Source organism: Streptomyces sp. NPDC002476 (assembly GCF_042889785.1).
Classification (GTDB): Bacteria; Actinomycetota; Actinomycetes; order Streptomycetales; family Streptomycetaceae; genus Streptomyces.
On record NZ_JBIARH010000034.1, the window covers coordinates 62,855 to 80,072 of the forward strand.

The window sequence follows — 17,218 nt, forward strand, 5'->3', positions numbered from 1 at the left end:
CTCAGCCCGCGGCGTGCGGGTCGATCATGGAGTGGGCGTAGACCACGCCCAGGCCGTACGCGCCGCCGTGCTCCTTGACCACGTCTGTCGTCGCGGCGTACGTCTCGGTGCGCGCCCAGTCGCGCTGGAGTTCCAGCAGGACCTGGAGCCAGGTGACGGGCACGGCGCCGGCCGCGGTCATCCGCTGCATGGCGTGCTCGTGGGCGGCCGGGGTGACGCCGGCGGAGGCGTCGGCCACGACGTAGACCTCGAAACCCTGGTTGAGCGCGGAAAGGGCGGGGAGAACCAGGCAGACCTCGGTCCACAGGCCGGACAGAATGATCTTGCTGCGTCCGGTGGCCTTCACCACCTCGACCAGCGCGGGGTCCTCCCATGCGTTCATGCTGGTCCGGTCGACCACCTCCTGCTCGGGGAAGACCTCGCGCAGCTGCGGCAGGATCGGCCCGGAGAAGGACTCGGCGGCGACGGTGGACAGTACGACAGGCACGTTGAAGACCCGGGCGGCCTTGGCCAGTCCGACGGTGGCGTTGACGACGGCGACCCGGTCGGTGCTTCCGGCGCCGAAGAACATCTGCGGCTGGTGGTCGACGAACAGCATCATCGCGTTGTCGGGGGTGAGCAGGTCCGGGCTCGGGGAGGCCTGCACGGAGTCGAGGTCGAGTGCGAAGTCGGTCATCAATGTTTCCTCTCGGTGATCAGCGGGATGGGAAGGGCGGAAAGATCGCGAAGGCAGTGAAGGCTGCAGAAGGAGGGGGTGTGGGTCCCGGGCGTCGCGTCACAGCACGAAGCACGGGTCGGAGGCCGGCGTCGGCTCCGCGGGGGCCGCCCCGCGGGCGACGCGCCACTGGCGGTGCTGCTCGGACTCGGCGGCGGCCTCGGCCAGCAGGTCGGCTTGGCGGGCGCCGCCGGCCGACGAGGGGAGAGTGGCCTGGTAGCCGCCGAAGCGGGCGACCGGGCTCCAGGTGGGGCTGACGGGGGGTACGGCCTCGTCCATGCCTTCGTAGGTGTCCGCCGCGTACACGATCCGGCCGCCGACGACCGTCAGCACGGACTCGATGTGCGGGATGTCCTCCGCCGGGACGGTGAGGTAGTCGTGGGAGAGGACGGCGAAGTCGGCGAACCGGCCCTCCGCGAGGACGCCCTTGTCCGCTTCCTCGCCGGTGACACGGGCCCCGCCCAGGGTGTACAGCCCCAGTGCCTGCTCGCGGGAGACGAGCCGGCCGGCCGGGCGCAGCGACAGGCCGCCGACGGTGCGGCCGGTGACCAGCCAGTGGAGTGCGACCCAGGGGTTGTACGAGGAGACGCGGGTGGCGTCGGTGCCGGCCGCGACGGGGAGCCCGAGCCGCAGCATGTCGGTGACCGGCGGTGCGCCGGCGGCGGCCTCGGCCCCGTACCGTTCGGCGAACCCCCGGCCCTGGAAGGACATTCGGTTCTGCACGCCGATCGCGCCGCCGAGCGCGGCGATCCGCTCCAGGCTGTGCGGCGAGACCGTCTCGGCGTGGTCGAACAGCCAGCGGTTCCCGGCCGGGAACAGCCCGTCGGCGGCGAGCTTCTCGAAGACGGCGAGGTCGCGGCGGATGGTCTCGTCGTACGTCGCGTGCAGCCGGAAGCCCCAGCCGTGTTCCATCAGTAGCCGGACCGCCTGCTCGAACTCGCCTTCGTAGCCGGCGGCGAGCTCGGGCCGAGGCTCGGAGAAGTTCTCGAAGTCGGCGGCGGCCCAGGTCAGGTTCTCCCCGGCGCCGTTCAGCCGCAGCCACTCGTCGCCGTCGCCCGGCCGTACGGTCTCGGTCCAGCGGCGCAGGTCGGCGAGCTCCTGGCCGGCGGTCTGCGGGAACAGGTGGTAGCCGATCCGTACGCTGAGCTCGCCGGCCCGGGCCAGTTCGGTGACGGTGGCGTAGTTCTCCGGGAAGTTCTGGAACCCCCCGCCGCGTCGACGGCCGAGGTCAGCCCGAAGCGGTTCGGCTCGCGCAGGAAGTGGCGGGTGGAGACCTTCTTGTCGGCCTCGTCGAGGGCGGGCGCCTTGGCGAGGGTGGAGTAGAGGATCAGCGCGCTGGGAGCGGCGAGAAGCATGCCGTTGGGCTCGCCGGTCCGGTCGCGGACGATCTGCCCGCCCTTCGGGTCGGGGGTGTCCCGGGTGAACCCGCCGGCGCGCACGGCGGCCCGATTGAGGATCGCGGACTGGTACAGGTGCAGCACGAAGACCGGTGTGTCGGGCGCGGCGGCGGTGAGTTCCGCCGGGGTGGGCATCCGGCGTTCGGCGAAATGGTCCGCCGTCCAGCCGCCCACGACCCGGATCCACTGGCCCTTGGGCGTGCGCTCGGCCTGGTCGCGCAGCATCGCGAGGGCCTGCCGCAGGGAGCGGACGCCGTCCCAGCGCAGCTCCAACACATAGTTCAGGCCGCCGCGGATGACGTGCAGATGGGAGTCGTTCAGTCCGGGAACGACCCGCCGGCCGAGCGCGTCGACGACCCGGGTTCCGGGTCCGACGAGACCGGCGATGCCGTCGTCGTCGCCGAGGGCCGTGATCCGGCCGCCATGCACCGCGAGTGCCGTGGCGGCGGGCCGTTCGGGATCCTGGGTGTGGATCTTGCCGTTACGCAGAACGAGGTCGGCGTGTTCCGCGTCCGGTGAGCCGTGAGCGGGGGTGATCCCGCCGACGGGCATGCTGGCCATGGTGCTCGCTTTCGATCGTCGCGATGGGAGGGGAGCGGACGTCTTGGGGGCCGTACGTCAGGAGCCGTACGTCACGGACTGTGCGGATCGGGCTGACGGCGAGGGCCGGGCGCGCGGGGCCTCGAAGCGGGCGGAGGCTCAGAGCGTGCGGCGTACGCCGGCCTGCCGTTCGAGGTTCCTCAACTGGACGGCCAGGCTGCCCTCCACGGCGTGATGGGCGGGTCCGCTACGGCCGATGGGCAGGACCTCCTCGCCGCGCATGTCCTCCAGCATCAGCGCGAACGCCGCGTACAGGGCGACGGCGGCCAGCAGCAGCCCGAGGCATCCGGAGAGGGTACCCAGCCATTCGGTTCCGGTGAGGTTGGCGAGCGCTGCCACGGTGAACCGGGGCACCGCTGTGCACAGCACCAGCCACAGGGCACGCTTGCGCCCCGCCACGACTGCCATCAGCAGGGCGAACAGCGCGAAGACGGCGTTGAGGACGCCCAGGACGCGCACGCCGTCCGGCGGATCGAGGACCATGGTCAGTGAACTCGCCAGCCACAGGCCGGAGAAGCAGGCCATCAGCGTGGCCGCCAGGACGTCCCGCGCGCCGAAGGCGAGGAAGGCCACCAGGAGTTGGAGGACGAAGGCGGGCAGGATCGCCAGGCCGACGGCCCGCCGCCCGCTCTCCTCGAAGACGCCCAGCTGGAAGCAGCCGACGATCACGGAGGCGATGGCGACGGTGTAGAAGCCGAGGGGCATCGGGGACGCGATCGGCCGCAGGTTGATCCGGGTCATCCGTCGTAGATCGGGCTCGAAGTGCCGTCCGCCGCCGAGCGGATCGTCGCCCGCGTCCGCCGTCGGCGAGGTCGGCTCAGCCATCGGCCAGGGCCTTCCGCAGCGTACGGGTGGCGAGCTCGATCGCCGACTGGGCCGCGTACGTCTCGCGCAGGGCGTTGAGCATCACGAAGTCGTGGATGATGCCCTGGTAGCGGACGGCGGTGGCCGGTACTCCGGCGGCGCGCAGCTTGTTGGCGTAGGCCTCGCCCTCGTCACGCAGGACATCGGCCTCCGCGGTGATCACCAGGGCCGGAGGCAGGCCCGTCAGCTGCTCGGTGGTGGCGCGCAGCGGGGAGGCGGTGATCCGGGCGCGGTCGGTCTCATCGGTCGTGCACTGGTCCCAGAACCACTGCACCTCGTCGACGGCCTTGTGACCCTCGGCCGGCGGGGTCTGGAACAGGTACGGCGGCTTGGCCGTGGCCCGGGCGAACTCGGCCGCGGCCGGCTCCAGAACGGGTGCGACGGGGGTGACGGGTACGTGGTCGTTCATGGTCCGGCCTCTCAGCGGGGACGGGAAGGGCGCCGCGGTCCGGATTCCGTCAATGTACGTCCCTCGTAACGGGTTCGCGTGGCAATCCAGAACGTAGACGGGTACGAGCGGCCCAGGTTGTCCCTGGGTGCAAGGGACTTGACCCTCCGTGCAGAGTTCGGCCGGGAGAAGGCCGCCGGTTGTCCGACAATGCAAGGGAGGCGCCCAACGGGTCTGATTCAGAGGGGGGACTGCGTGCTGCTGTTGGATCTGGACACCTTCGATCCGCAGGATCGGGTAGAGGCGTTCCATCACGCCCTGACGGACGCGTCGGTGCCGAACGACATCGTCCACGAAGTGCCCGATACAGGGATGCGCGCACGCATCGAGGCATGGCGAGTGGGCGCGCTCGACCTCGTCGACGCACGCAGCACCGGCTTCGAGGTACGGCGGACGGCCAGACACGTGCGATGGCACCGCGACCGCCCGGTGGTGTCCGTCTCGCTCCAGAGCCGCGGCGTCCACCACGCCGAGAACGGTGGCGAGCGGTACACCCTGGGCTCTTCGCCAGGGAACACGCCGTCTCCCGGCGCCAGTTGTACGCCGTCCTCGCCCGCGCCGGCATCAGCTTGGAACAGTGGGTCATCGGTGAACGGCTGGAAGCGGCCTGCCGCTTGCTGACCTCTCCGCGCCACGTCGGCCTACCCGTGTCCGCAGTGGCTGCCCGCTGCGGATTCACCAGCCCCAGCCATTTCAGCCGCCGGTTCCGCACGGCCTATGGGGTCACACCACGCGAATGGCGACGGCTCCGGATCCAGGGCGCGGCGGCGTCCCCTCGTGCCGAGGGGTGACGGCACGCGCTCGTCGTGAACGGGGAGAGAGACTGTTTCACTGACGAGGCAGGCAGAGGCCGAAGGTTCTTCGCTGGCCGGCGCAGTCGCGGCTTAGCAGGACCGACCGGCGCGCCGCACGACGATCCCCTACCGGCAGAACCGAGCGGTGATCTTCAGCTCCGACCTCTTCCACGCCTCGGATGCCGTCCGCTTCCGGTCCGGCTACGAGAACCTGCGCATCGACGTCACGATGCTCTACGGCGACCGTGAGGAGGAAGCGCACCATCCACGACTGCCCGGCTCCGAGGCGGCAGCCGGCAGACCGGCCTGGAGGTCGGCGGCCTTCACGCGGGTGAAGCCGAGAAGATGACCGGAGGGCGCCTACGTGCCCGCTCCGTTCGGGGCGTGCTTGTACATCCACAGATAGACGCGGCGCTCGCTCGGCACGGAAATCGCGACAATGCAGATGGGGCTGTGACCGATGCCCACGTGATGGTTGGCGATGGTGGAGGACACCGTCCAATCCCGCTCGACCTCGCGGATGTCGCCTGCGAGCACGCTGATCGGGTCACGGAGAAAGCGGGCGAACTCCTCGCTCTCGCTCTTCCATTCACGCCAGTACATGCTCCACGGCTCGGACCGGATCTCCTCCGAGACCTTGTCGATCATCGTCCACTGAGCTGTGCCACTTACCTGCTCTGCCATCATCGGATCCTTTCGGATGGGGCTCCGGGGTGTCGTCCTCTCAGTAACGAGGTGAAGTCGGCTGCCCGCAAGGCGACCTTCATGCGGGTGGCGTAAGGAGAACCAAGGGGAACGCCTTTTCAACTCGGATGCCAGAGTTCTTCCAATGCCCGACTTGCGCCCGGGCCCACACGACCGAAATATGGGAGCGCACAGTCGGAAGATCGGGTCGAGGAGCGCCGGTGAACGATACGGAAGCACCATCAATGAGGACCGAGGGAGAGGCAACCGCGAAGGGCGCCGCTTATACCGAGGGTTCGGTCTGGTCCATCCAGTTCATTCGTGCCAAGCAAGGGCAGACGCATTCCTACCTGTCATGCCTTGGGGTCAATTGGAAGCCCCTGATGGAGGCTGCCAAGCAGCAGCGAATCATCCTCGGATACCGTACGCTGCTCGCACCGCTCGGAAATCCTGACGACTGGGACGTCATGCTCCTTGTCGAACTGCCGGACATGGCGGCGCTGGACGGTTACAACGAGAAGATGCGCGCCCTGGCCGCCGGTCTCGACATCGGGAAGCCGAGTTGTTCGCAGCACTCTGAGCGGGTGGGAATGAAGTTGTTGCGGGAAGCCGTTCTGAAATAGGAAGAGGTCCGGTCACCATGGAAACGAACGAGAAATCAGTCCGCCTGAAGCGGCTGGATCTCAGGCGAGAGGTCGTCGGCGACTTGACGCACTCGGTACTCACCGCCCGGGGAGACAGCCTCTGGACCTGCCCCATCGACGACGAGACCGCGTATGAGGACGACCGCGATGATGCTGGTCCCGGTTCCCCGCGTATCGTGGGCTGATTTCCGGCCTCCTTATGGGGGCGGCGAGCCCAGGGTGGTCTTCGGCTGGCCACCCGGACAAGTGGCCCCACAGGTGTGGAGCGCCGACTATCTGAAGTCGGTGGTAGGGGAAAGGGAGGTTCCGGTTCGGGAAGTCGAGGGGCCACCGGTTAACTTCTTCCAGAACCTGGGGGAAGGCGGGTGCATCTCATTTCTCCACTACATGGATTGGGTGGTCGAAACCGCCGAGGCCATCCGCGAAAACATCGGCGAGTCGCCGGACGCGCAACGGGCGACCAGTGCGATCCGGCGCATCCGGCCGGAGCGATTCTATTACCTCGACGCCAAGCTGGAGCGACTGTCGAAGGACCTCGCGGTGAGCCTGCCCGTTCCCGGCTGGTACCGGAAGAAGCCCGTCGACACCAATTTCTGGTGCGGAGTTCTGGGGACGTCATGCGGGCTCCACTCCGACGTGAAGCCCAACTGCAACACACAGATTGTCGGTCGCAAGGAATTCGTGCTCTTTCCGCCATCGCAATCACGCTTCGTCTACCGCATCCCCGGCGCCACCCACTGTCGCTTCGATCCAAATGCGCCCGAATTTGAAAGGTTTCCATTGGCGCGGCGGACCGCCGGCCTGCGGTGCGTCCTCCGTCCGGGGGAGTCGCTCTACATCCCTGTCGGCTGGTTCCATCAGGTCACGGTGGTCTCCGCATGGGCGGTGAACGTGAATTTCTTCTGGCCCCGCCCCTTCCCGCAGGGCCTGGTGAACCGCAGCCTGTGGCCACTGCTGTTGCGACGTGGCCGCGCCAGGGGTGTCACCGTCCTCAGATCCCGTCGTTCCCGGCTTCCCCTGCCGGGGGCCAGTCGGCGAGGCTGATATGCGTCCCATGCGCGCTCCGTGGAGAGCGGACGACTTCTTCGTCCTGCGCACGCCCTACCTTCCCGTCGACACCTTGCTCTCCTTCGGAGAAGGTCTGGAGGCCGCGTCCTGTACCGAACCCGGTCTGCTCGACGCCGTGCTGGAGCGCGATCGATGGCGTGTGCGGGACCGGTTACGGGCCTGGAGCGAGCGCCCGGAGGTGCGCGAGGCGCTGGCCATCGCCTCGCCGTCGCTGGCCGCAGGCATCTCCGAGTGGCGCCGAAGTCCGGATGGGCGCCGAGGGCGGAAGGTGGAACGGAGCCTGCTGCGTTACGCGGCACGCATGTCGGGCCGGCCCACCCCGTTCGGCCTCTTCGCCGGTGTCTCGGTCGGATCGACCCATACGTCCCGGACCGTTCTGCATCTGGCCCCAACGGGCCGGTACCGGCGTCATACGCGCCTCGACTGCGGGTACCTGGCTTCGCTCTGCGACGCGCTGCGCGTCGACCCGGACGTTCGAGAGTGCCTGCCCTTCATCCCCAACTCCAGCCTCTACCGGGCGGGTGGCGGATTTCGCTACGCCGCCCCTCACGCATCGGACGAAGGAAGGACCTACCAGCTGGTTGCGGTGGCGGCCCCGGATGCGCTGGAGACGGTGTTCGAAGGGGCCGGGGCCCGCCCGGCCGAACTCGCCGCAGTGGTCGGGGCCGCGGAGCCCGCCATCACCCGGGAAGAGGCACGGGACTTCATCGAGGAGCTGATCGACCACCACATTCTGGTACCGAAGCTCCAGCCCACGGTGAGCGGCCCTGAACCGCTCCAGGGTGTCGTCGACACTCTGGCCGGGATCTCCGGGTGCCCTTCGGTCGAACGTGCCGCCTCCCGGCTGAAGCGGGTGCGCGACGAACTCGCCGTGCTCGACTCGGCGCCACCGGGATCCCACCCCACGGCCTACGACCGGCTCGGTGCGAGCCTCGAAGCGTTGCCGGTCCCGGCCGAACGCGCCGGTCCGTTCCACGTGGATCTGATCAAACCGGCCGTGACGGCGAACCTGGGGAGCGAGGTGATCGACGAGATCACCAGAGGACTGTCATTGCTCCAGCGTGTGGGCGGCACACGCACCCCGGATCCGCTCGGCCAGTTCCGGGAGACCTTCCAGCGGCGCTACGGGCACCGCGCAGTCCCGCTGTGCGAGGTCCTGGACGACGACACGGGCATCGGCTTCCCGGCCACGCACCATGGGGATGGCCCTCCCGACACGGAAGGCACCGGGAAGCCGTCGCACCCGCGTCGCGAAGCGCTTCTGCTGCGGTGGCTCACCTCGGCCTACCACGACGGCGCTGAGGAGATCGCGCTGGGGGAGCGGGAAGTGGAGGCCTTGGCGGCCATCGGGGAACCATCCCCCCTGCCCGAGGCATTCAGTGTGCTGGCCACGGTGCTCGCCGGTAGCGAGCAGGCACTGGCGCAGGGCAGTTTCCGTGTCCTGCTGTCCGGCGTCGGGGGCCCCTCCGGCGCGAACCCCCTGGGCCGCTTCTGCCATGCCGAGGACGAACTGCGGGAACGGGTGCGGGCTCATCTACGGGCGGAGGAGAGGTTGCGGCCCGACGCCGTCTTCGCGGAGGTGGTGCACCTGCCGGAGGGCCGAGTCGGCAACGTACTGGCCCGGCCCCGGCTGCGGGACCACGAGATTCCCTACCTGGGCCGGTCCGACGCACCACCCGAGCAGCAGATCCCGGTGACGGACCTCCTCGTCTCCGTCGTTCAGGACCGGGTCCTCCTGCGGTCCGCGCGGCTGGGCCGGGAAGTCGTCCCTCGTCTGACGACCGCGCACGACTTCCGAGGCGCCGGCAATCTTGCCCTCTACCGGTTCCTCGGAATGGTCCAGGCGCAGGAGCGGACCGGCTCGCTGTCCTTCTCTTTCGGCCGCCTGGCGACCGCTCCCTTTCTGCCTCGGGTCACCGCCGGGCGGCTGGTGCTGTCGCGCGCCCGCTGGAACCTCTCGGCGGACCAGCTCACCCCGCTCGGAAGGCTCCATGACGCGGCCCTCTTCACCGCGGTGCAGTCCCTGCGCCGTCGTGTGCGCCTGCCCCGCTGGGTGGCTGTGGCCGAAAGGGACCAGCTCCTGCCGCTCGATCTCGACAACGTGCTGTGCGTGGAGATGCTGGCGCACATGGCCGGGAACCGCTCGGGCGTCTCGTTGGTGGAGTCGTTCCACGACCCCGACCAATTGCTGGTCACTGGGCCCGAGGGCCGCTACGCGCACGAGATCGTGCTTCCGTTCCTGCGGACGGAGGGCACAACTTCGCGGCCTGTGCCCTCCGTGCGGCCCGCGCGCGGACCGGCGCCGGCGCCTGCCGTCCGGCGCGCCTTCGGCCCCGGCTCGGAGTGGCTCTACGCCAAGCTGTACACGGGCACGGCCGGGGCGGACGCCGTGCTGCGGCGGATCGTACGTCCGCTCGTCGCACGCTTCCGGGACAGCGGAGCCGTCGACCAGTGGTTCTTCGTCCGCTACTCGGACCCCGACTGGCACATCCGGCTGCGGATGCACGGCGAACCCTCCCGCCTGCTCAACGAGGTGCTGCCGACGCTCCATGACGCGGTCGCCGGAACTGGGGGCGACAGACTGGTCCGAACCCTGCAGCTCGACACGTACGAACGGGAGATCGAGCGCTACGGCGGCGCCGTCCAGCTCGCGGAACGGCTCTTCCACGCGGACAGCGATGCCGCCCTGGACATCGTCGACTCCGTACCCCCCGAGGACCGCTGGCGCATGGTGCTCGTCGGCTGGGACCGGCTGCTGACCGACTTCGGCCTCTCCCTGGCAGACAAGCGTGTCGTGGTGGGGGCCGCCCGCGACCGGCTGAGCGCGGAGTTGGCACTGGACGGTCAGGCCCGGCGCAGGATCGGTGCGCGCTACCGTGCCGAACGCCCCAGGCTCCGGGTACTGCTGGAGCCCGGCGCGGCGGCGGCGCCCGCACAGTCCGCGCTGGCGGCACGGTCCCGTGTCATCCGCCCCTGGGTCGAGCGCCTGCGCGCCGAGGCCGTCGCGGGACGGCTCACTCGGCCCCTGTCCGTGCTGGCGAGCACGTTTCTGCACATGCACGCGAACCGGGTGCTGCGGTCCGGCGCCCGGCCGCAGGAACTGCTGATCTGCGACTTCCTGTGCCGGCTCTACGACGCGTCGACCCACCTCAGCCGCGGCGCAGAAGCATCCCATGCTCGTCGCGCCGGTACACAGGCGTGAAGCCCGCTCGCAGGAACGGCTCCACGAGCAGCGGGTGCATGTACATGGCGTGGAACGGCCGCAGGACCCGGGTCACGGACGCGGTGATGTGATCCACCACCGGCGCATGAACTCGGGCTCGACACGACCCGGCCGGTCTCCGACTCCGCGGCGGAATGCGCTGTCCGGATGAACGGCCGTCCCGGCACAGAGCGCCCTGCCGGGACGGCCTCCCGCGACTTGATAGCGATGGACTGCGGCAACCGCCGGCCCACGGCGCCGACGCCACGACGAGCCGCGCCCTGGAGGCATGGATGCCCGGTTGCACCGGTGATCACGTTCCCGGGCTCACGGACGCGTTCGTCGAGCGGGCCTGTCGCGACGGCCTCACCCTGGTAATCGGCACCGGTTCGGTGGCCGCGGTGAACCTCGGCGGCCTGCTGCACGAGCTGGCCTCCACGGATCCCGGCCCCACAGCCGTGATCCTCACCGAAGCGGCACAGCGATTCGTCACACCGGCGGCCCTGCGTCATCTGGGCCGCTGCCCCGTCCTCACCCGGGAGAGCCTGGCGCCCACGCTGCAGCCGCTCCACGTCTGGCTCTCCGATGTGGCTCGACGCGTGCTGGTGTACCCCGCCTCGGCCGGATTCATGGCCCGGGCGGCGACCGGAGCGGCGGACGACCTGGCGGCCACCACTCTGCTGTGCGCCACTGGCATCCCCACGCTCCTGGTGCCGTCGATGCATCCGCGGATGTGGGCGAGCCGACTGGTGCAGCACAACGTACGACGGCTGCAGGAGAACGGCGCCCATGTGCTGGACACCCGCGACGGAACGGCCCCCCACATCACCGAGGTCGCGGCGACATTGGCGGCGCTGACCAGAACGCACCTGCGCGCCGGCCTGCCCGGCCCGGAAAAGGAGGAACAGCGGACATGAACGTGACGAAGACCCAGGGGACATCCGTGATCCGGATCGAGGTGCTCGTTCCGATCCCCGTCCCGGTGGAACAGCGTGCCCGATTCGAGCAGTCGCTGGCCCGATTCCTCTTCGGCAGCGACCGTGTACGGCCCGAACTGCGCGACGCCCTCACCGCCGAGGGCGTCGACTTCAACCACCTCGCCGCGCTCTCCCAACGCCCGTCCCTCGGCGTCTGCCCGTCCCCGGGAGCCGTCGAGTTCGTCCCGACCGAGCGGCTCGCCGAGGCGTGCAAGCGGCACGGCATCGACCTGACCTCGGGAGGTTGCGTACTGGTGTCCTACACCTATGACGCCTACGAGGGCACACAGCCGCCGAGCAACTCCCTGGAGATCCGCCTCAAGCTCCCCGCGGGCATCGACAAGGACATCTCGGACTCGTCCGACCTGACCCAGGACGTGGTCACCGCCCTCTTCGGGGACTGCCGGCTGCCGGAGCAGGCAAGGGCCTATCTGCGGACGCACGGCGTGGACCTCGAAGCGATCGCGTCCCGCAACGCGGTGGCGCTGGGCGGCCCGGACGTGCCGTTCACCTCGCGAGTAAGCCCGGAGATCCACCGCTTCCTCAACGAGAGCGGCTTCAACGTCGACCAGTACGGAAAGTTCGACGTGCGGGAAGTGGCGCAGACCACCACCGAACTCCCCAACGGCGGGGCTGCCTGGTCCAAGACCACCTGCTGCTGACCACGATGAAGTACACGGTCACACCACTGCCTGGCTGGGAACACCTGTCCGCCGACGACGAGATCCAGGTGGCCCGCCACTACCGCGTCCCCGTTGCCGGCGGGGACGTCCTGCTCCTGCCCCATGGCCGACCGGGGTGGCTCCGCCTCCCGCTGCCCGGCTGTGCCCTGCTCGACGCGCTCCACGGAACGAACATTGCGGCGCTTACGGCATGGCCCGACTTCGCCGCCGCGGCCGACACCGTCCGCGCGCTCTACGATGCCGGTCTGCTCTTCATCGGCGGGCGCACCGGGCTGCGTGGCGTCCCGTCCCAGCGCGACGGGGAGTCCTCGGAGCCGCCGACGGCGCTGCTGCTCAAGCTCACCGGATCCTGCGACATGGCCTGCGACTACTGCTACGACTACGACGAGCGCCGGTGGCCGGGGCGGATGAGCTCCGAACTGGCCCGGCAGCTCATCCGGGAGTGCCTGCAGCCCGGACACCGCCTCATGCTGATGTTCCACGGCGGAGAACCCATGCTCAGGTTCCGCCAGATCCGCGATCTCGTGGAGTTCGCCCGAGCGCAGGCGGACCACGTGGGCGCGGCGGTGCGGTTCACCATCCAGACCAACGGGCTGCACCTGGACGAGCGGACGATCGACTTCCTGCGCACACACGATTTCAGCGTCGGCGTCTCCCTGGACGGCCCACGCGATGTCCATGACCGGCACCGCGTCGACCACGGCGGCGCCGGGACGTTCGACCGCATCGCCGCGACCATCGACCGGTTTCCCGAGTTCATGCGGCGCGAAGTGGGCTACATCAGTGTCGTCGGCACCGACACCACCTCCGATCAGCTCGAACGGACCTGGACCTTCTTTCGCGAACTGGGTGTCCTTTCCTGGAAGTTGCTGCCCGCCGACGCCGAGGGCCGTGCCGACGGCACACCGGAGACCCAAAACTTCCGGACGCTGTTCGTCGACTTCCTCGCCGCACGGCTGGCCGAGGTGCTCGACGGCGCATCCGAGCCGCCCTACATCACCAACCTGGTGCAGCTTATCGAACCCTTCCTGAGCTTGGACCGCCCCAACATGTGCATGAAGATGCCCTGCGGAGCATCCACCGATCTCCTGGTCCTGGACGCCGTGGGTGCCGTGCGCGCGTGCGACTGCACGTACCACCCAGCCTTTCAGCTGCTTCCGCCAGGCCGGACCGCGCTGTCGCTCTCCGGTGCCGAGGCCGCCGCACCGGAGACCGGCCTGACGGCCCGGAGCCGGAACTCGCCCTCGGCCGCCGCACTGCGGGAGCGGGAGGGCTGGCTCCTCAACGACGCACCCTGCGCCTCCTGTCCCTGGCTGCACCAGTGTGCCGGTACCTGCCCGGCCCGGGCCCTGATCAACAAGGGCTCCCTGTTCGCCGTCGACGACCTGGAATGCGCCACCCGGCTCGCGCTCTTTCCCCGTATCCTCGCGGACGTCTCCAGGCCGGGGTCCGCGCTGCGTGAGTACTACCGGCGAGCCAGACAGCGCGCCGGAGCGGTGCTCGACGCCTCGGCCGCCCCGCCGCGATGACCATCCAGGTGACGGGATCCGACTGGGACGCGGCCGTCCTGCGGGCACTCGACGGGCATCCGCCGCCCATGACACGCCGCGGGGAGCGCCACCGCCACGTGCTGCGCCTGCTGATCGACGTGATCGGCGAGGACCTGAAACTGTTTCTCCGCTGCCATGGCGCGCCGTATGTGGCACGGTGGCGCCGCTCCGGCGATCCCGTGATGGCCTTCGTGAGCTGGACCGCCGACTACTACCTGTGCTTGCACGACGTCATGCGGGCAGGCCCTGGCCGGGCGGTCCCCGGCTGGGACGACGCCGTCCGTGCCGCCGGCTCACTGGCCGGCACGGCCAGGCTCCTCCTCACCGCGCAGCTCGGCCACGCGCTGCTGTTGCCCCTGCTTGTCGAAGAGGCCACGGGGCGACCGGTGTACCCCGTCGTGCACGACCGCAACCCGCTGGTGCTGCGCTTCTACCAGGAGCGGTTGCGGCGCGGAGAGCCGCTGTCCGTCACAGGTCTGGGATCCTCCGACATCCGCCGGTGGCTGCGTACGGACAGCGTGATCGTCGCGAACGTCGACACCAGTTATCCGGGCACGCGGCAGCGACGCAGCCTGCCGTTCCTGGGCGGTCGGCTGGATGTCCCTGTCGGGCTGCTCACCCTTGCCTCGCGACGGTCCCTGGAGACGCGGGCGATGACCGTTCCGGACATCGGTGGACATCCCTCCCCGCGGGGCAGCGCACCGCTGCCGGACGATACCGAGCGTGCAGTCCTGGCCTACGGCGGCTGCCTCGAACGATGGGTGACAGCACATCCCGAACAGTGGATGGCGTGGAGTAGCTTCACGGAGCAGGTCGACCCCGTGGTCGTCGGCGGTTCGTGACTCGAACCGCGGCGAACCGCATCGCGTGGGACGCGGCATACCGGCCACCCGCGTGCGGCGCGGTTCTGCCGCCGGGCAGTGGTTCATGCATCCCGCAAGATCCGGGACCGGCTCGATACGGCGGTTCGGAGTCCCTCCGAAATACGCGCGTTCGATATTGCGACCCGGTCATCGAGCCTGACTACGTATCCGGACGATCCCCGAGGGGCCTACGGTGACCTGGGCCGCACCACGAGAAGAGCCGCGGAAGGAACGTGGGCCGGAGGTGAGTCGGCTCTCGGACTCGGAGCCGGAGCTGTTCGGCGGTAGGCTGCGCGGGGCCAGTCGTGCGTGCGCCACGAAGGCGCTGACCCGGACGGGGTTCGGGCAGATGGCCGCGGTTCTGCCGATGTTGGCCGGGGTGTTGTTCCGCATCGCTCGGGAGGCCGACCTGCGGGGTTGGCCGGGGTCGTCGCGGCGCCACTCGGGCTCGGCGTCGGCCGGCCTTCGGAGGCGATCCAGCCGAGTTCGCGCGCCGAGCGGGGGCAGCGCATCCAGGTGCTCTTCCGCCACTACGGCAAGTTCCTCGCCGAGGCGCGTCACCACACGAACCGTCTCACCGAGGACTCCATGCGGCGGTGGGACGAGCGCGAGGACGCTGCAGAGGGGCGTCAACTCGGGCTTGGCCCGGAAATGCCCCGGAACACGAAGGCGAACGTGGACGTCTTCGGCCGTCCACCTCGCTCCGGACGGGGTGAACAGAACGTCGGCTGCCCGCAGTTACGCATGGTCGGCCTGGTGGAGTGCGGCTCCCATGCCGTCTTCGATGCCGCGGTCGGAGCTCTGCGCGCCGGAGAGCAGACTCTGGCCCGGGCGGTCCTGGTGTCTCTGCGGCCGGGGATGCTGCTGCTGGCCGACCGTGTGTTCTACGGCGTGGACCTGTGGTGCAAAGCCGCGGCAACCGGGGCGGACCTCCTGTGGCGCGTCCGCAAGGACCTCGTACTCCCCGTGGTCGAGCAACTGCCGGACTGCTCCTACCTGGCCCGCACGCTCCAGAGCGATCCGGATCCACAAGCCTGTGACCCGCTCGCGCGGAAGCCCTCTCAACTGGCGCGACGATGCTGGGGTTCGCCGTGGATTGTTCCGCGCGGACCGTGTGCCGAGGCGATTGGCGCGCTCATGCATGCGTCTCGCGGAGTTCGGTGACTGGGCCCGGTGCCGCGTGGGGGATGTTCCATCGCTCGTGCGCCCAGCGGGCGGCGAGTTCGGCCTGCCGGTAGCCGTTCTCGCCCCAGCCCAGAAGCGCGGCCGCCTGGGCGGGGGCGGCGAGCAGCCGTGCGAAGGTGCGGCCGGTGGCCGGATCCACCCCTGTCGGTCCGACCTTCGTGATGGGGGCGGCGAGGCGGAGGCGTGCGCACGGCCCGATTCCGCCGTAGACGTCACCGGTCGCGTCATAGACCCAGCCCAGCCGAACGAGGTCGTCGCCGATCGTCACCTGGGCCTCCTCGATCGCCTCGCGCCGCAGCGTCGCCTCCGGCGCGGCGTCCGTGGTCTCGACGGTGCCGCCGGGTAGGACGGGGAGCTGGTTGCCGGGGTCGACGACGAGGACCACGCGGCCGTCCGGCGCGAAACAGCCACCCCCATGCCTGCTTCACCGGCAGATCGTCCGGCACTGGTTCCAGATGCCAGGGACACGTACGGCCGGCCCGCGGTCGGACATACACGTCGCGGCGGTCCAGCGGCGGCACCTTCCCAACATGCCGGCCGCCCTCCAGGTGTGCGGTCGTGCCGGACAGCCGCGCCCGTAACGCGGCGAGCAAGATCTGCCCGTCGACCGGGATCATCCGCTCGCGTGCCTGTGTCGAGTCGACGAACTCGAATCCCAGGAGCTCATCAGCGGGTACGCGCAGCGTCGCGATCTCCTGCTGGGTGAGGGTACCGCCGTCCAGGATGTAGCGGACCTCACCAGGCATGGCCATCCCGGCTCTGACGTCCAGGTGGTCCGGGGGCAGCCAGTGCACGGCAAGGAGCCGCCCCGGTTGCCGCGCCAGGCTGAGTTCTTCGCGTACCTCCCTCGCGCAGGCCTGTGCGGGGCTCTCTCCGTGCTCGGCGGCCCCGCCGGGCAGCAACCACTGCTTGCGGTAGGCGGGCTGGACCAGCAGGACGCGGCCGAGCGTGTCGGTGAACAGCGCCGCGGCGCTCATCCAGACCGCGTGACGGGAACGGGCGTACTCGGCGTCGGACATCCGTGGCTGAGGGGGAAGGCCCGTGGGGCTCGTGTCCGGCGAGGCGTCCATCAAAGGGCTCCTTCTTGGCGGAGGACGTGGGGAAGGCCGCCGACGTGGCGCCGACGGGAGGGCGATCGCCCGCCGAGCTAGCTGTCGGCGGGGTGTTGCTGTCGCGGATGGGCCATGGGTTCACGAGCCGTCTCGGGCGTTCCAGGCGAGGTGCACACCGTAGCTGCGGAGCATGTTGATGGCGATGGCGATGCTGGCTTCATGGCCGGCTGTGAGTGCGTCCATGCTGTGGGCGATGCGGCGGACGGTGTCGACCCGCCACCCGTATGGCAGCCGGCTCCGCTGGGTCCAGGTGCCCGGCTCGGTGGCGATGCGCTGCCGGAACTCCTCGCCCAGTCAGATCCGTTCCGTGCCGTGCCCGGCCCGGCCCGGTGGGCGAACTGAACCGCCGACTTATATGGGGAAAGCGGGACGCGGTCGGGTTGGCCGCTCGTAGCGTGCCGTAGGACGCCGGTCCGGGTGACTCGTGAACCG

At 69.8% G+C, this 17,218-nt stretch carries 16 protein-coding genes and 3 pseudogenes; 12 read left to right on the forward strand and 7 right to left on the reverse strand.

Annotation, left to right across the window (positions count from 1 at the left end):
* Position 1: 1 nt before the first annotated feature.
* The 4 genes and pseudogenes from ACFYXM_RS29200 to ACFYXM_RS29215 all read right to left on the reverse strand — a co-directional run.
* Positions 2–676 carry a hydrolase gene (locus ACFYXM_RS29200; RefSeq protein WP_389293793.1) on the reverse strand — a complete coding sequence of 225 codons (675 nt, stop codon included), beginning with the start codon at positions 674–676 and terminating at the stop codon, positions 2–4.
* A gap of 99 nt (positions 677–775) precedes the next feature.
* Positions 776–2,673 (reverse strand): annotated as a pseudogene (locus ACFYXM_RS29205) (amidohydrolase).
* A gap of 138 nt (positions 2,674–2,811) precedes the next feature.
* Positions 2,812–3,537, reverse strand: a complete 726-nt coding sequence (locus ACFYXM_RS29210; protein WP_389293795.1) for a GPR1/FUN34/YaaH family transporter — start codon at positions 3,535–3,537, stop codon at positions 2,812–2,814.
* Positions 3,530–3,856: pseudogene (locus ACFYXM_RS29215) on the reverse strand (alpha/beta hydrolase fold domain-containing protein); the annotation flags it as partial. The pseudogene ACFYXM_RS29215 and the gene ACFYXM_RS29210, both read right to left, overlap by 8 nt.
* Before the next feature lie 363 nt (positions 3,857–4,219).
* Here ACFYXM_RS29215 and ACFYXM_RS29220 point away from each other — a divergent pair.
* The 3 genes from ACFYXM_RS29220 (at position 4,220) to ACFYXM_RS29230 (ending at position 5,167) form a co-directional block, all read left to right on the forward strand.
* On the forward strand, positions 4,220–4,645 hold the full coding sequence (locus tag ACFYXM_RS29220) for a hypothetical protein (RefSeq protein WP_389293797.1): 426 nt from the start codon (positions 4,220–4,222) through the stop codon (positions 4,643–4,645).
* Entirely contained in the window at positions 4,561–4,815 is a 255-nt protein-coding gene (locus ACFYXM_RS29225; RefSeq protein WP_389293799.1) for a helix-turn-helix transcriptional regulator, read from the forward strand. The genes ACFYXM_RS29220 and ACFYXM_RS29225 overlap by 85 nt, the downstream gene beginning before the upstream one ends.
* Positions 4,816–4,963: 148 nt before the next feature.
* The gene (locus tag ACFYXM_RS29230; RefSeq protein WP_389293801.1) at positions 4,964–5,167 is read left to right on the forward strand and encodes a hypothetical protein; all 204 of its coding nucleotides are present in this window, start codon (positions 4,964–4,966) and stop codon (positions 5,165–5,167) included.
* An 11-nt stretch (positions 5,168–5,178) separates the two neighbouring features.
* Here ACFYXM_RS29230 and ACFYXM_RS29235 read toward each other — a convergent pair whose 3' ends face one another.
* Positions 5,179–5,502 carry a hypothetical protein gene (locus ACFYXM_RS29235; protein ID WP_389293803.1) on the reverse strand — a complete coding sequence of 108 codons (324 nt, stop codon included), beginning with the start codon at positions 5,500–5,502 and terminating at the stop codon, positions 5,179–5,181.
* A 221-nt stretch (positions 5,503–5,723) separates the two neighbouring features.
* Between ACFYXM_RS29235 and ACFYXM_RS29240 the strand changes: the two genes are divergently transcribed.
* The 9 genes from ACFYXM_RS29240 (at position 5,724) to ACFYXM_RS29280 (ending at position 15,653) form a co-directional block, all read left to right on the forward strand.
* Positions 5,724–6,125: a hypothetical protein gene (locus ACFYXM_RS29240; protein ID WP_389293805.1), complete on the forward strand. Its 402-nt coding sequence runs from the start codon at positions 5,724–5,726 to the stop codon at positions 6,123–6,125.
* Positions 6,126–6,142: 17 nt separating this feature from the next.
* The gene (locus tag ACFYXM_RS29245) at positions 6,143–6,331 is read left to right on the forward strand and encodes a hypothetical protein (RefSeq protein ID WP_389293830.1); all 189 of its coding nucleotides are present in this window, start codon (positions 6,143–6,145) and stop codon (positions 6,329–6,331) included.
* Entirely contained in the window at positions 6,297–7,190 is an 894-nt protein-coding gene (locus tag ACFYXM_RS29250; protein WP_389293828.1) for a cupin-like domain-containing protein, read from the forward strand. Before ACFYXM_RS29245 ends, ACFYXM_RS29250 begins: the two co-directional genes overlap by 35 nt.
* Positions 7,191–7,200: 10 nt before the next feature.
* Complete coding sequence (locus ACFYXM_RS29255; protein ID WP_389293807.1) at positions 7,201–10,416, forward strand: lantibiotic dehydratase; 3,216 nt, start codon at positions 7,201–7,203, stop codon at positions 10,414–10,416.
* A 293-nt stretch (positions 10,417–10,709) separates the two neighbouring features.
* Positions 10,710–11,333, forward strand: a complete 624-nt coding sequence (locus ACFYXM_RS29260) for a flavoprotein (RefSeq protein WP_389293809.1) — start codon at positions 10,710–10,712, stop codon at positions 11,331–11,333.
* A complete protein-coding gene (locus tag ACFYXM_RS29265; RefSeq protein WP_389293810.1) occupies positions 11,330–12,055 on the forward strand; it encodes a hypothetical protein in 726 nt (241 codons plus the stop codon). The genes ACFYXM_RS29260 and ACFYXM_RS29265 overlap by 4 nt, the downstream gene beginning before the upstream one ends.
* 5 nt (positions 12,056–12,060) lie before the next feature.
* Positions 12,061–13,605 (forward strand): radical SAM protein, encoded by a 1,545-nt coding sequence (locus tag ACFYXM_RS29270; protein WP_389293812.1) that lies wholly within the window; start codon positions 12,061–12,063, stop codon positions 13,603–13,605.
* Entirely contained in the window at positions 13,602–14,468 is an 867-nt protein-coding gene (locus ACFYXM_RS29275; RefSeq protein WP_389293814.1) for a hypothetical protein, read from the forward strand. The genes ACFYXM_RS29270 and ACFYXM_RS29275 overlap by 4 nt, the downstream gene beginning before the upstream one ends.
* 438 nt (positions 14,469–14,906) lie before the next feature.
* Positions 14,907–15,653 carry a hypothetical protein gene (locus ACFYXM_RS29280; protein ID WP_389293816.1) on the forward strand — a complete coding sequence of 249 codons (747 nt, stop codon included), beginning with the start codon at positions 14,907–14,909 and terminating at the stop codon, positions 15,651–15,653.
* Here ACFYXM_RS29280 and ACFYXM_RS29285 read toward each other — a convergent pair.
* Both ACFYXM_RS29285 and ACFYXM_RS29290 read right to left on the reverse strand, forming a co-directional pair.
* Complete coding sequence (locus tag ACFYXM_RS29285; RefSeq protein ID WP_389293818.1) at positions 15,625–16,059, reverse strand: NUDIX domain-containing protein; 435 nt, start codon at positions 16,057–16,059, stop codon at positions 15,625–15,627. The two genes, ACFYXM_RS29280 and ACFYXM_RS29285, sit on opposite strands and share 29 nt — an antisense overlap.
* Before the next feature lie 274 nt (positions 16,060–16,333).
* Positions 16,334–16,744 (reverse strand): annotated as a pseudogene (locus ACFYXM_RS29290) (NUDIX domain-containing protein); the annotation flags it as partial.
* Positions 16,745–17,218 lie beyond the last annotated feature (474 nt).

Bases quoted from the DNA above. Each gene is read 5' to 3' on its own strand.
- ACFYXM_RS29260 (WP_389293809.1), top strand. From the start codon at position 10,710: ATGCCCGGTTGCACCGGTGATCACGTTCCCGGGCTCACGGACGCGTTC.
- ACFYXM_RS29200 (WP_389293793.1), bottom strand. From the start codon at position 676: ATGACCGACTTCGCACTCGACCTCGACTCCGTGCAGGCCTCCCCGAGC.
- ACFYXM_RS29210 (WP_389293795.1), bottom strand. From the start codon at position 3,537: ATGGCTGAGCCGACCTCGCCGACGGCGGACGCGGGCGACGATCCGCTC.
- ACFYXM_RS29245 (WP_389293830.1), top strand. From the start codon at position 6,143: ATGGAAACGAACGAGAAATCAGTCCGCCTGAAGCGGCTGGATCTCAGG.
- ACFYXM_RS29255 (WP_389293807.1), top strand. From the start codon at position 7,201: ATGCGCGCTCCGTGGAGAGCGGACGACTTCTTCGTCCTGCGCACGCCC.
- ACFYXM_RS29250 (WP_389293828.1), top strand. From the start codon at position 6,297: ATGCTGGTCCCGGTTCCCCGCGTATCGTGGGCTGATTTCCGGCCTCCT.
- ACFYXM_RS29265 (WP_389293810.1), top strand. From the start codon at position 11,330: ATGAACGTGACGAAGACCCAGGGGACATCCGTGATCCGGATCGAGGTG.
- ACFYXM_RS29270 (WP_389293812.1), top strand. From the start codon at position 12,061: ATGAAGTACACGGTCACACCACTGCCTGGCTGGGAACACCTGTCCGCC.
- ACFYXM_RS29275 (WP_389293814.1), top strand. From the start codon at position 13,602: ATGACCATCCAGGTGACGGGATCCGACTGGGACGCGGCCGTCCTGCGG.
- ACFYXM_RS29235 (WP_389293803.1), bottom strand. From the start codon at position 5,502: ATGGCAGAGCAGGTAAGTGGCACAGCTCAGTGGACGATGATCGACAAG.